Genomic DNA, 14492 nt, shown 5'->3' with positions numbered 1-14492 from the left:
TGCCATGATCGACGTGGCCAATCGTGCCAATGTTCACATGAGGCTTGTTACGCTCGAATTTACCTTTTGCCATGTGATGTCTCCAATCTGCTCGCCCGTACGGGCCTTGAATTAAGTTACCGATGCAACCCGCTGGGGTTACGCGTATTTCTTCTGGACTTCCTGGGCGACCGCGGTCGGCACAGGCTCATAGTGATCGAACTGCATCGTGTAGGCCGCGCGGCCCTGGCTCATCGAGCGCAGGTTGTCGACGTACTTGAACATGTTGGCCAGCGGCACCATCGCGTTGATGACGACAGCCACGCCGCGAGCCTCCTGGCCCTGGATCTGGCCGCGACGGCCGTTCAGGTCGCCGATGACGCTGCCGACATAGTCTTCCGGAGTCACGACCTCGACCTTCATGATCGGCTCGAGCAGCTGCACGCCAAGCTTGGGTGCGGCTTCACGGAAGCAGGCGCGGCCTGCGATTTCGAAGGCCAGGACGCTGGAGTCAACATCGTGGTACGCGCCGTCGATGAGCGTCGCCTTGACGCCGATCATCGGGAAGCCCGCGAACGGACCCGACGACATAACGCTGTTGATGCCTTTTTCGACACCCGGGATGTATTCCTTCGGAACGGCGCCGCCGACAATCTTGGTCTCGAACTCGAACTCCGAGCTTTCCGGGTTCGGTTCGAACACGATCTTGACGCGAGCGAACTGACCGGTACCGCCGGTCTGCTTCTTGTGGGTGTAGTCCTGCTCGTGCCTGCGGGTGATGGTCTCGCGGTAAGCCACCTGCGGCGCGCCGACATTGGCCTCGACCTTGAACTCGCGGCGCATGCGGTCGACGATGATGTCGAGGTGAAGTTCGCCCATGCCCGAAATGATGGTCTGGCCGCTTTCCTCGTCGGTCTTGACGCGGAAGGACGGATCCTCGGCGGCCAGGCGGTGAAGGGCGAGGCCCATCTTTTCCTGGTCGTTCTTGGTCTTCGGCTCGATGGCGATCTGGATGACCGGATCGGGGAATTCCATGCGCTCGAGGATGACCGGGTGCAGCGGATCGCTGAGCGTGTCGCCGGTGGTCGTGTCCTTGAGGCCGGCCAGAGCAACGATGTCGCCGGCAAAGGCTTCTTCGACGTCGGCGCGCGAATTCGCATGCATCTGCAGCATGCGGCCGATGCGCTCTTTCTTGCCCTTGACGGTGTTATCGACCGAGATGCCCTTGGTCAGCTTGCCCGAATAGATGCGGGCAAAGGTCAGCGAACCGACGAACGGGTCGTTCATGATCTTGAAGGCCAGCATCGACAGCGGCTCGTTGTCGTCGGCATGACGCTCGATCTCGGCGTCGGTCTTGGCGTCGACGCCCTTGATGGCGGGAACATCGGCCGGCGACGGCAGGTATTCGACGACGGCATCGAGCAGCGGCTGCACGCCCTTGTTCTTGAAGGCCGAGCCACAGAACATCGGGTAGAACTTGACCGCGATGGTGCCCTTGCGGATCAGCGCGCGGATCTCGTCATTCGACGGCATCTTGCCTTCGAGGTAACTCTCGAGTGCCGTCTCGTCCATTTCGACAGCGGCTTCGATCATCTTCTCGCGGTATTCTTCGGCGCGAGCCTGCAGGTCGGCCGGGATCTCGACGACGTCCCAGGCAGCGCCCAGCGTCTCGTCGCGCCAGACCAGCGCGTTCATCTCGACGAGATCGACGACACCCTTGAACTCGGTCTCAGCGCCGATCGGCAGCTGCATGACGACGGCATGCGCACCAAGACGCGAGCCGATCATCTCGACCGAGCGGTAGAAGTCGGCGCCGATCTTGTCCATCTTGTTGCAGAAGATCATGCGCGGAACTTTGTACTTGTCGGCCTGGCGCCAGACGGTTTCCGTCTGCGGCTCAACACCGGCATTGGCATCGAGCAGCGCAATGGCGCCGTCGAGCACGCGCAGCGAACGCTCGACTTCGATGGTGAAGTCGACGTGTCCGGGAGTGTCGATGATGTTGAAGCGGTACATCTTGCCGCTGCGACCCTTCCAGAAGGTCGTGGTGGCGGCGGACGTGATGGTGATGCCGCGCTCCTGCTCCTGCTCCATCCAATCCATGGTGGCAGCGCCGTCGTGGACTTCGCCGATCTTGTGCGACTTGCCCGTGTAATAGAGGACGCGCTCGGTGGTCGTCGTCTTGCCGGCGTCAATATGCGCCATGATACCGAAATTGCGGTAGTCTTCGATTTTGTATTCGCGGGCCATCGTGGATGCCTTCTCAGTCTCGTTCGCGCTTTACCAGCGGTAGTGCGCGAAAGCGCGGTTGGCTTCTGCCATCTTGTGGGTGTCTTCACGCTTCTTCACGGCGGTGCCGCGGTTATTGGCCGCGTCCATCAGCTCGCCGGAGAGGCGGTCGACCATGGTGGTCTCGTTGCGGTTGCGCGCAGCTGCAATCAGCCAGCGGATCGCCAGGGCCTGGCGGCGCTCGGGGCGCACATCGACCGGAACCTGGTAGGTAGCGCCGCCGACGCGGCGCGACCGGACTTCCACATGCGGCGCGACATTGTCGAGCGCCTGATGGAAGACGGTGACCGGCTCCTGCTTGGTCTTCGACTGAACCTGGTCGAGCGCACCGTAGACGATGGTCTCGGCAACCGACTTCTTGCCGTCATACATGACGGCGTTCATGAACTTGGTAACGATCAGATCGCCGAACTTCGGGTCCGGATTGATCTCACGCTTTTCTGCACTGTGACGACGCGACATGGCTTTTGTCTCTCAATCTCGTAGCCCGACGCATTCAAGTAGCGCCAGGGCCGGAAAATCTTACTTCGGACGCCCCTTACTTCGGACGCTTGGCGCCGTACTTCGAACGGCGCTGCTTGCGGTTCTTCACGCCCTGCGTGTCGAGCACGCCGCGGATGATGTGGTAGCGCACGCCCGGAAGATCCTTGACGCGGCCGCCGCGGATCATGACCACGGAGTGTTCCTGAAGGTTGTGGCCTTCGCCGGGGATGTAGCCGATCACTTCAAAGCCGTTGGTCAGGCGGATCTTGGCCACCTTGCGCAGTGCCGAGTTCGGCTTCTTCGGCGTCGTTGTATAGACGCGCGTGCAGACGCCCCGCTTCTGCGGGTTCTGCTGCATGGCCGGGACCTTGTTGCGCTTCACCGGCGCAATGCGCGGCTTGCGGATCAGCTGGTTGACGGTAGGCATTAAACCCTCTTGTCTCTCAATTCCGTGTCTCGCCCGGTCAGGGCCGCTCAAAGCGCCAATTCCATACGCAAATTCGGGCCATAAACCGCGCCTCGCGGTCCTGCCCGAACAAAATGCAGAGGAAGCGGGAACCGCTTCATGCGCGCCGGAAATGTCTTTTCGCTCGTAAAACGAACCCTGTTTGAGGCAAACTCCAAAGCGTGTCGCTTCGGAAGGGAGAGCCTCACATCGGTTCTGACTGGGCGGCTTCTACTCGCAAGACCGTGAACCGTCAACCCCGGCGCGCCAAATATTGCGCGCTGACCACGGCTTGGCAGCCATGCGAAAAACGCATGTAATTTTCTTTCTTCATTTTGCAAGGCAAAGGAAGAAAGTGACCGGGGCAGACAAGAAAGTGACCGGCTTTTGGCTGTCATGCGCGGGTTCTTCATGGCAAAAGGCGCCATGGACAGCTCAAAACCCCTCGCCCGCCCCCGTCTCAAGAGGAATCAGCCCGTGAACGACAATGAGGAACGCCCGGTCACCATCATCACCGGCCGCATCTGGAAAAAGAAGGGCGGCAAGCCGGAAGGCGTCCATGTGATGCTGGTCGCGCCCGACGACGATTCGGCCGTGCGCCGGGTGCTCGAATCGCTTGCGGCCGAAGGCTATGCCGAGGTCGAGCTCGACCAGATCGGCGATATGGACGGCGAACCCGACGAGGAGCCGCATCTGTCAGCCTTTCAGGGTGCCCTCGAAGGTGAGGTGTCGATCGTCACGTTTGACGTGCCGCTCTGAGCGTCGCCGGCTGCTTGCGCCTGTCACCGCGCCGGCTTGCCCGGCACCGGTTCTCTGCTAAGAACCGAGCGACTTAACCAGCCAAATTCGAATCCGCGGAGTTCCCATGCCCTCGAACAATGGTCCCATCAAGCTCGGCATCGTCGGCGTCGGCAAGATCGTGCGCGACCAGCATCTGCCGGCAGTGGCCAAGGATGCGGACTACCGCCTCATCGCCGCCGCCAGCCGGCACGGCAAGGTGGACGGCATCCCGAATTTTCCGACCATTGAGGCGATGCTCGACGCGGTGCCGGAACTCGAGGCCGTGTCGCTGTGCATGCCGCCGCAGTTCCGCTACGACGCGGCACGCACGGCGCTGATTGCGAAGAAGCATGTTTTCCTGGAGAAGCCGCCGGGCGCCACCGTCAGCGAGGTCGAGGACCTGAAGAGACTGGCGGCAGCCAGTGGCGTCTCACTGTTCGCCAGCTGGCATTCGCGCTACGCGCCGGCGGTGGAAGCCGCGCGTGCCTTCCTGGCGTCGGCCAAGGTCAACTCGGCCGCCATCGTCTGGAAGGAAGATGTCCGCCGTTGGCATCCGAACCAGGATTGGATCTGGGCGCCGGGCGGCTTCGGTGTCTTCGATCCCGGCATAAACGCACTGTCGATCGCAACCCACATCCTGCCGGCGATGTTCATCACCTCGGCCGTCCTCGACTTCCCGGAAAACCGCGCCTCGCCTGTGGCGGCCCACGTTACCTTCCGCACCTCGGATGGATTGCCGGTGACCATGGAGCTCGACTGGCTGCAGACGGGACCACAGAGCTGGGACATCCTGGCCGACACCGACAAGGGCAAGATGGTGCTGTCCGGCGGCGGCACCAAGCTCGCCCTCGACGGCAATGTGGTTCACGACGAGCCGGAGGCCGAATATCCCCAGCTTTACCGGCGCTTCGCCGAGATCGTACGCGCCGGCGTCTCCGATGTCGATTTGGCACCCCTGCAGCACGTGGCCGACGCCTTCATGCTCGGCAAGCGCAATGTGGTGGAAGCGTTCTTCGATTGAGCGATGAGTTCTGCCGGACCGCAGTCCGGACACTCACCATGCAGCCTTACTCGACGATCGCAATCGCAAACCCGTCATAGCCTTTGGCGCCGACGGTCTGGATGGCGGTGCCGTCCAGGCGCTTGTCGCCGCCGATGAAGGAAAACGCACCGCGTGCGCCTTCGACATACGCGTCACGGCCATCGTCGTTGAGCACGGTGCCGTCGCGGATGACGTTGTCGCAGATGATGACCGTCCCCGGCCGCGACAGGCGCATGGCCCATGACAGATAATTCGGGTTGTTCGGCTTGTCCGCGTCGATGAAGATCAGATCGAACGGACCGGCATTTTCGGCAGCCAGCGTCTCAAGCGACTGAAGCGCGGGGCCGATCCTGAGCTCGACCTTGTCCGACACCCCTGCCCGCTCGAGATTCGAGTGCGCGACTTTTGCATGATGCGGCTCGAGTTCGAGCGTCACGATCTTGCCACCGACGCCCAATCCCCTTGCCATCCAGATGGTCGAGTAGCCGCCAAGCGTGCCGATCTCCAGCACCTTCCTGGCGCCGCTGATGCGGACCAGCAGCGACAGCAGCTTGCCCTGCGCCGGCGATACGTCGATGGCCGGCAGGCCCTGGTCGCGGTTGGCCGCAAGCACCGCTTCGAGGATGGGATCTGCTTCGAAGAGAGAGGAAACGATGTAGTCGTCGACGTCAGTCCAAACCTTCTTGCTCATGTTTTCCTCGATTCGATTAGGGGTCAAAACGCGAAAAGGGGCCGCTGGGGCCCCCTTCCTTCTTCTCGTCCTACCGCGCTTACTGCGCGGCGTTGACCATGTCGGTCAGCATCGGCTCGGCGACCTCGACACCGGAGGCCTTGCGGCGCTCGTCGATGATCAGTTCGTCGCGCGAGGTGGCGATGCGCCGGATCTGGCTCATCGTGCCGCCGGTACCGGCCGGGATCAGCCGGCCGACGATGACGTTTTCCTTCAGGCCCTGCAGCATGTCGGTCTTGCCGGCAACCGCAGCTTCGGTCAGCACCCTGGTCGTCTCCTGGAAGGAGGCGGCCGAGATGAAGGACGGCGTCTGCAGCGAGGCCTTGGTTATGCCCAGCAGCACTGGCTGGCCTTCGGCCGGCTTCTTGCCGTCCTCGACCAGGCGCTCGTTGACCTCTTCCAGTTCGATCACGTCGACGTGGTCGCCCGGAATGTAGGTCGAGTCGCCCTGCACCGTGATCTCGACCTTCTGCAGCATCTGGCGAACGATCACCTCGATATGCTTGTCATTGATCGACACGCCCTGCAGACGGTAGACTTCCTGGATTTCGTTCACGAGGTAGGAAGCAAGTGCTTCCACGCCCTTGATCGCCAGGATGTCGTGCGGCGCCGGATTGCCGTCGAGGATGTAGTCGCCCTTCTCGATGACGTCGCCGTCCTGGAGATGGAACGGCTTGCCCTTCGGGATCAGGTATTCGACCGGCTCAAGCGTCGAGTCATGCGGCTCGATGATGATGCGGCGCTTGTTCTTGTAGTCGCGGCCGAAGCGGATCGTGCCATCGATCTCGGCGATGATGGCGTGATCCTTCGGACGACGTGCCTCGAACAGTTCGGCAACACGCGGCAGACCGCCGGTAATGTCCTTGGTCTTGGCGCTTTCCATTGGGATACGCGCCAAAACGTCGCCGGGACGAACCTGCGAACCCGGCTCGACCGAAAGAATGGCCTCTACCGAGAGCAGGAAGCGGGCGTCGCCGCCCTTCGACAGCTTGCCGACCTTGCCCTTGGGGTCAAGGATGGCGATCGCCGGCTTGAGGTCGTTGCCGCGTGGCGTCGAGCGCCAGTCGATGACCTCGCGCTTGGTGATGCCGGTCGATTCGTCGGCCGTTTCCTGAACGGAAATGCCGTCGACCAGATCCTCGTACGACACCTTGCCCTCGATTTCGGTAAGGACAGGGCGGGTATAGGGATCCCATTCGGCGATACGCTGGCCCCGCTTCACCTTGTCGCCATCGTCCACGAAGATGCGCGAACCATAGGTAAGGCGATGCGAGGCACGCTCCTTGCCGGCTTCGTCGAGGATCAGCACCGCCATGTTGCGGCCCATGACCATCTGCTGGCCGTCCGAGTTGCGCACCACGTTGCGGTTGCGGATCTCGACCTTGCCCTCATACGAGGCTTCAAGGAACGAGCTGTCCACCACCTGCGCCGTACCGCCCATGTGGAAGGTACGCATGGTGAGCTGGGTGCCCGGCTCGCCGATCGACTGCGCCGCGATGACGCCGACGGCTTCGCCCTGGTTGACCGGGGTGCCGCGGGCAAGATCGCGTCCGTAGCAGACCGCGCACACGCCGATCCTGACCTCGCAGGTCAGTGCCGAGCGAATGCGGACCGACTGCACGCCGGCCTTTTCGATCTTTTCCACGTCACGTTCGTCCATCAGCGTTCCGGCCTTGACCAGAACTTCGCCCGAAACCGGATGCGTGATGTCGTCGAGCGAGGTGCGGCCCAGCACGCGCTGGCCGACCGAAGCGACGACCTGACCGGCATCGACGATCGGCTGCATGGTGAGGCCCTTGTCGGTGCCGCAATCCACGGAGTTGACGATGCAGTCCTGCGCCACGTCGACCAGACGACGGGTGAGGTAACCCGAGTTCGCCGTCTTCAAGGCGGTGTCGGCCAGACCCTTGCGGGCGCCGTGGGTCGAGTTGAAGTACTCGAGCACGGTCAGGCCTTCCTTGAAGTTCGAGATGATCGGCGTCTCGATGATTTCACCCGAGGGCTTTGCCATCAGGCCGCGCATGCCGGCGAGCTGACGCATCTGGGTGGGCGAACCACGCGCACCCGAATGCGACATCATGTAGATCGAGTTCATCGGCTTTTGACGGCCACTGTCCTCGAACTCGACGGCCTTGATGCGGGCCATCATCTCGTCGGCGACCTTTTCCGAGCACTTGGCCCAGGCGTCGACGACCTTGTTGTACTTCTCGCCCTGAGTGATCAGGCCGTCATTGTACTGCTGCTCGTATTCCTTGGCCAAAGCTTCGGTGTCGGAAACCAGCTTGATCTTGGCGTCCGGGATCAGCATGTCGTCCTTGCCGAACGAAATGCCGGCGCGGCAGGCGTGGCTGAAGCCGAGGGCCATGATGCGGTCGCAGAAAATGACCGTCTCCTTCTGACCGCAGTGGCGGTAGACGGTGTCGATCATCTTGGAGATGTTCTTCTTGGTCATCTCCTGGTTGGCCGTCTCGTAAGGCACATTGACGTTCTTCGGCAGCAGCTCGCCGATGATCATGCGGCCAGGCGTGGTGTCGTAGATTTTCGACACGACCTTGCCTTCGGCGTCGACCGTGCGGAAACGACCCTTGATCTTGGAGTGCAGCGTCACCGCCTTGGTCTCGAGCGCGTGCTGGAGTTCGCCCATGTCGGCAAACACCATGCCTTCGCCCGGCTCGTTCTGATTGACGATCGAGAGATAGTAGAGACCCAGGACCATGTCCTGCGAAGGCACGATGATCGGCGCGCCGGAAGCCGGGTGCAGGATGTTGTTGGTCGACATCATCAGCACGCGGGCTTCAAGCTGCGCTTCCAACGAGAGCGGCACGTGAACGGCCATCTGGTCGCCGTCGAAGTCGGCGTTGAAGGCCGTGCAGACCAGCGGATGCAGCTGGATCGCCTTGCCTTCGATCAGGATCGGCTCGAACGCCTGGATGCCGAGGCGGTGCAGCGTCGGCGCACGGTTCAAGAGCACCGGATGCTCGCGGATGACCTCGTCGAGGATATCCCAGACTTCCGGACGCTCCTTCTCGACCAGCTTCTTGGCCTGCTTGACGGTCGAGGAGAACCCCTTGGCGTCGAGGCGGGCGTAGATGAACGGCTTGAACAGTTCGAGCGCCATCTTCTTCGGCAGGCCGCACTGGTGCAGCTTGAGCTCCGGACCGGTGACGATGACCGAACGGCCCGAATAGTCGACGCGCTTGCCGAGCAGGTTCTGGCGGAACCGGCCCTGCTTGCCCTTCAACATGTCCGACAGCGACTTCAGCGGACGCTTGTTGGCGCCGGTGATGACGCGGCCGCGACGGCCGTTGTCGAACAGCGCATCGACGGCTTCCTGCAGCATGCGCTTTTCATTGCGCACGATGATGCCGGGGGCGCGCAGCTCGATCAGCCGCTTCAGACGGTTGTTGCGGTTGATGACGCGGCGATAGAGATCGTTCAGGTCGGACGTCGCGAAACGTCCACCATCCAGAGGAACCAGCGGGCGCAGGTCCGGCGGGATCACCGGAACCACCTTCATGATCATCCATTCCGGACGGTTGCCGGACTCCATGAAGTTCTCGACGACCTTGAGCCGCTTCAGATACTTCTTCTGCTTCAGCTCGGACGTGGTCGAAGCCAGTTCCGAACGCAGGTCGCCGGCGATCTTCTCCAGGTCCATGCCGGCCAGAAGGTCATGAATGGCCTCGGCGCCGATCATGGCGGTGAACGAATCCTCGCCATACTCGTCGACGGCGATCATGTACTCTTCCTCGCTGAGCAGCTGGTGCTCCTTCAGCGCGGTGAGGCCAGGCTCGGTGACGATGTAGTTCTCGAAGTAGAGGACGCGCTCGATGTCCTTTAGGGTCATGTCGAGCAGCGTGCCGATGCGCGACGGCAGCGACTTCAGGAACCAGATGTGAGCGACAGGTGCCGCCAGCTCGATGTGGCCCATGCGCTCGCGGCGAACGCGCGACAGCGTGACTTCGACGCCGCACTTTTCGCAGATGACGCCCTTGTACTTCATGCGCTTGTACTTGCCGCACAGGCATTCATAGTCCTTGATCGGGCCAAAAATGCGCGCGCAGAACAGACCGTCACGCTCCGGCTTGAAGGTGCGGTAGTTGATGGTCTCCGGCTTCTTGATCTCGCCGAACGACCAGGACAAAATCTTCTCAGGGCTGGCGAGCGATATCCGGATGGAATCGAACACCTGCGCCGGCGCCTGCGGATTGAAGAGATTCATGACCTCTTGGTTCATGCCGTTCTCCTTTTCGGGGTCCTCGAAAACCCCTTGCATCTAACGCGGGCCAAATGCCCGCTGAGTGGTCGGCCCACTGGCCGTAGAATTTGTCGCATCCGGTCGCGGCGTTCCGCGACCGGATGTCTTGCTTACTCGGCCGCGCCCCTATTCGGCAGCATCTGGCAGCCGGACAGGGTTGTCGTCGAGCTTGGTGTTCTCCAGCTCGACATTGAGGCCGAGAGACCGCATTTCCTTGACGAGCACGTTGAAGCTCTCGGGAATGCCGGCCTCGAACGTGTCGTCGCCGCGCACGATCGCCTCGTAGACCTTGGTGCGGCCGGCGACATCGTCCGACTTCACCGTCAGCATTTCCTGCAGCGTGTAGGCGGCGCCATAGGCTTCCAGCGCCCAGACCTCCATTTCGCCGAAGCGCTGGCCACCGAACTGCGCCTTGCCGCCCAGCGGCTGCTGGGTAACGAGCGAGTACGGACCGATCGAACGCGCGTGGATCTTGTCGTCCACCAGGTGGTGAAGCTTGAGCATATAGATATAGCCCATCGTCACCTTGCGATCGAACGGCTCGCCGGTGCGTCCGTCATAGAGCTGCGACTGACCGCTGGTGTGCAGGCCCGCCTGCTCCAGCATGATGTTGATGTCGACTTCATGCGCGCCGTCGAACACCGGTGTCGCGATAGAGACGCCGCGGCGCATCTGCTCGCTGAGGCGAACGATGCTCTCGTCGTCATATTCGCGGACCGGCTCGTTGCGGTCGTTGGCTGGGATGAAGCTCTCGAGCGTCTTGCGCAACGGCTTGATGTCTCCAGCCGTCTTGTACGCGTCGATCAGCTCGCCGATCTTCTTGCCCATGCCCGCGCATGCCCAGCCCAGATGCGTTTCCAGGATCTGGCCGACATTCATGCGGCTCGGCACACCCAGCGGGTTGAGCACGATATCGGCATGCGTGCCGTCCTCGAGGAAAGGCATGTCCTCGACCGGAACGATCCGCGACACGACACCCTTGTTGCCGTGACGTCCCGCCATCTTGTCGCCCGGCTGCATCTTGCGCTTCACGGCCACGAAGACCTTGACCATCTTCATGACGCCCGGAGGCATTTCGTCGCCGCGCTGGACCTTCTCGACCTTGTCCATGAAGCGCTGCTCGAGCGCCTTCTTGGAATCGTCGTACTGGCCACGCAGGGCTTCCAGTTCGCTCTGGAGCTTTTCGTTCTCCACCGCAAACTGCCACCACTGCGAACGCGGATACTCGTCCAGCGTGTCCTTCGACAGCTTCGAGCCCTTCTTGAAGCCCTTCGGCCCGGCAATCGCTTCCTTGCCGACGAGAACGTCGGAAAGGCGCGAATAGACGTTGCGGTCGAGGATCGCCTGCTCGTCGTCGCGGTCCTTGGCGAGGCGTTCGATCTCCTCGCGTTCGATCGCCATGGCGCGCTCGTCCTTCTCGACGCCGTGGCGGTTGAAGACGCGCACTTCGACGACGGTGCCGAAGGTGCCCGGAGGCATGCGCATCGAGGTGTCGCGAACGTCGGACGCCTTTTCACCGAAGATGGCGCGCAGGAGCTTTTCTTCCGGCGTCATCGGGCTTTCGCCCTTCGGCGTGATCTTGCCGACCAGGATGTCGCCCGGCTGCACTTCCGCGCCGATATAGACGATGCCGGCTTCGTCGAGGTTCTTCAGCGCTTCTTCCGAAACGTTCGGAATGTCGCGTGTGATTTCCTCCGGTCCAAGCTTGGTGTCGCGGGCCATGACCTCGAATTCCTCGATGTGGATCGAGGTGAAGACGTCGTCGGCCACGATGCGCTCGGAGAGCAGGATCGAGTCCTCGTAGTTGTAGCCGTTCCACGGCATGAACGCGACCAGCACGTTGCGGCCGAGCGCCAGATCGCCGAGCTCGGTCGACGGACCGTCGGCGATGATGTCGCCCTTGTTGACGCGGTCGCCCATGCGCACCAGCGGACGCTGGTTGATGCAGGTGTTCTGGTTCGAACGCTGGAACTTCATCAGCCGGTAGATGTCGACGCCCGACTTGCCGGGATCGAGATCTTCCGTGGCGCGGATGACGATACGCGTCGCGTCCACCTGGTCGACGATGCCGCCGCGGCGGGCGCCGATGGCGGCGCCCGAGTCACGGGCAACGATCGGCTCCATGCCGGTGCCTACGAACGGCGCTTCGGCGCGCACCAGCGGCACGGCCTGACGCTGCATGTTGGAGCCCATTAGCGCGCGGTTGGCGTCGTCGTTCTCGAGGAACGGGATCAGCGCCGCGGCCACGGACACCATCTGCTTGGGCGACACGTCCATGAGATCGACGTTTTCGCGCGGCGCCATCATCACTTCGCCGGCGCTGCGGCAAATGACGAATTCGTCGACGAAACCACCATTCTTGTCGAGCTCGGCGTTGGCCTGCGCAACGTGGTGCTTGGACTCTTCCATAGCGGAGAGATAGACGACCTCATTGGTCAGCTTGCCATTGACGATCTTGCGGTACGGGCTTTCGATGAAGCCGTACTTGTTGACGCGCGCGAAGGTCGCCAGCGAGTTGATCAGACCGATGTTCGGGCCTTCCGGCGTCTCGATCGGGCAGATGCGGCCGTAATGCGTCGGGTGCACGTCACGCACTTCGAAGCCGGCGCGCTCGCGGGTCAGACCGCCCGGGCCAAGTGCCGACAAGCGGCGCTTGTGGGTGATCTCCGACAGCGGGTTGGTCTGATCCATGAACTGCGACAGCTGCGAGGAACCGAAGAACTCGCGCACGGCGGCAGCCGCCGGCTTGGCGTTGATCAGGTCCTGCGGCATCACCGTGTCGATCTCGATCGAGGACATACGTTCCTTGATCGCGCGCTCCATGCGCAGCAGGCCGACGCGGTATTGGTTCTCCATCAGCTCGCCGACGGAACGCACGCGGCGGTTGCCGAGATTGTCGATGTCGTCGATCTCGCCCTTGCCGTCGCGTAGTTCGACCAGCGTCTTGACCACCGCCAGGATGTCGTCCTTGCGCAGCACGCGCACGGTGTCCTCAGCCTTGAGCTCGAGGCGCATGTTCATCTTGACGCGGCCGACGGCCGACAGGTCGTAGCGCTCCGAGTCGAAGAACAGCGAGTTGAACATGGCTTCGGCGGTTTCAAGCGTCGGCGGCTCGCCCGGGCGCATGACACGGTAGATGTCGAACAGTGCGTCCTGGCGGCTCTCGTTCTTGTCGACGTTGAGCGTATTGCGGATGTAGGCGCCGACATTGACGTGGTCGATGTCGAGAACCTTGATCTCGCTTTCGCCCGTGCCGAGCAGCACCTTCAGCGTCTTTTCGTCGATCTCGTCGCCGGCTTCGAGGAAAATCTCACCGGTGCCGTAGTTGACGATGTCCTCGGCCAGGTAATTGCCGAGCAGATCCTCGTCGGTCGCCTTGATCGCCTTCAGACCCTTTTCGCCAAGCGCTCTTGCCTGGCGGGCGGTGATCTTCTTGCCGGCCTCGACGACAACTTCGCCGGTATCGGCATCGACGAGGTCGCCAACGGCCTTCAGGCCGCGGAAACGCTCGACGTTGAACGGGATGCGCCAGTGGTCGCCGGCGCGCTTGTAGGTGATCTTGTTGTAGAAGGTCGACAGGATTTCTTCGCCGTCCATGCCGAGCGCCATCAAGAGCGACGTCACCGGAATCTTGCGGCGGCGGTCGATGCGGGCGTGCACGACGTCCTTGGAATCGAACTCGATGTCGAGCCACGAACCGCGATAGGGAATGACGCGCGCCGCAAACAAAAGCTTGCCCGAGGAGTGCGACTTGCCCTTGTCATGGTCGAAGAAGACGCCCGGCGAACGGTGCATCTGCGAGACGATGACGCGCTCCGTGCCATTGACGATGAAGGTGCCGTTGAGCGTCATGAGCGGCATGTCGCCCATATAGACGTCCTGCTCCTTGATGTCCTTGATCGACTTTGCGCCGGTATCCTCGTCGATATCGAACACGATGAGGCGCAGCGTCACCTTGAGTGGCGCGGCATAGGTCAGGTCGCGCTGACGGCATTCGTCAACGTCGAATTTCGGTCCTTCGAACTCGTACTTCACGAACTCCAGCATCGAGGAGCCGGAGAAATCGGAGATCGGGAAAACCGACTTGAAAACGGCCTGCAGTCCCTCGTCCGGACGCCCACCCTTGGGCTCCGCCACCATCAGGAACTGGTCATAGGATGCTTTTTGAACCTCGATCAGGTTCGGCATCTCCGCAACTTCCGGAATCTTTCCGAAGAACTTGCGTACGCGTCTGCGGCCATTGAAAGTCTGGGTCTGGGCCATCGTCGCTCCTTAGCTATAAACTCGGGGCGAGCCTCGCCGCGGCTCACCTTGCATGCGCGGCCACCTCGGCGGCGGCCCCTGATCTGTTTCCCGCCGCCTGGCGGCGACGGCTAAAACGGGAGAAAACCCGTTTCCTGAAGGCCGGTTTCGGCCCTCAGGAAAGAGGTTCTCGTACATCTCGCGCTACGCATCCTCCCCTCTGATGAAGGGAGTGGCGGGGGGG

At 62.1% G+C, this 14492-nt stretch carries 8 protein-coding genes; 2 read left to right on the top strand and 6 right to left on the bottom strand.

What is annotated here, in order from left to right:
* Positions 1-138: 138 nt before the first annotated feature.
* The 3 genes from fusA to rpsL all read right to left on the bottom strand — a co-directional run bounded on the left by fusA (position 139) and on the right by rpsL (position 3178).
* Positions 139-2229 (bottom strand): elongation factor G, encoded by a 2091-nt coding sequence (gene fusA / locus NKI61_RS30025; protein WP_352842035.1) that lies wholly within the window; start codon positions 2227-2229, stop codon positions 139-141.
* 30 nt (positions 2230-2259) lie between these two features.
* Positions 2260-2730, bottom strand: coding sequence for a 30S ribosomal protein S7 (gene rpsG / locus NKI61_RS30020; RefSeq protein ID WP_008875664.1), 471 nt, complete (start codon positions 2728-2730; stop codon positions 2260-2262).
* Between the two features lie 76 nt (positions 2731-2806).
* Entirely contained in the window at positions 2807-3178 is a 372-nt protein-coding gene (gene rpsL / locus NKI61_RS30015; protein WP_006333356.1) for a 30S ribosomal protein S12, read from the bottom strand.
* 495 nt (positions 3179-3673) lie between these two features.
* On the opposite strand from rpsL, the gene NKI61_RS30010 reads away from it, so the two are divergent.
* Positions 3674-3955, top strand: a complete 282-nt coding sequence (locus NKI61_RS30010; RefSeq protein ID WP_352842034.1) for a transcriptional regulator — start codon at positions 3674-3676, stop codon at positions 3953-3955.
* 106 nt (positions 3956-4061) lie between these two features.
* Positions 4062-4997 (top strand): Gfo/Idh/MocA family protein, encoded by a 936-nt coding sequence (locus tag NKI61_RS30005; RefSeq protein ID WP_352842033.1) that lies wholly within the window; start codon positions 4062-4064, stop codon positions 4995-4997.
* 46 nt (positions 4998-5043) lie between these two features.
* Here NKI61_RS30005 and NKI61_RS30000 read toward each other — a convergent pair whose 3' ends face one another.
* The 3 genes from NKI61_RS30000 to rpoB form a co-directional block, all read right to left on the bottom strand.
* The gene (locus tag NKI61_RS30000; protein ID WP_352842032.1) at positions 5044-5709 is read right to left on the bottom strand and encodes an O-methyltransferase; all 666 of its coding nucleotides are present in this window, start codon (positions 5707-5709) and stop codon (positions 5044-5046) included.
* Positions 5710-5788: 79 nt separating this feature from the next.
* A complete protein-coding gene (gene rpoC / locus NKI61_RS29995; protein WP_023667434.1) occupies positions 5789-9985 on the bottom strand; it encodes a DNA-directed RNA polymerase subunit beta' in 4197 nt (1398 codons plus the stop codon).
* A 147-nt stretch (positions 9986-10132) separates the two neighbouring features.
* On the bottom strand, positions 10133-14269 hold the full coding sequence (gene rpoB / locus NKI61_RS29990) for a DNA-directed RNA polymerase subunit beta (RefSeq protein WP_023686024.1): 4137 nt from the start codon (positions 14267-14269) through the stop codon (positions 10133-10135).
* Positions 14270-14492: the final 223 nt, after the last annotated feature.

It is taken from the genome of Mesorhizobium sp. M0514 (assembly GCF_040321145.1).
Taxonomy (GTDB): domain Bacteria; phylum Pseudomonadota; class Alphaproteobacteria; order Rhizobiales; family Rhizobiaceae; genus Mesorhizobium.
The sequence above is the reverse complement of the archived record's forward strand: the minus strand, read 5'-3'. Positions and strand labels throughout refer to the sequence as shown.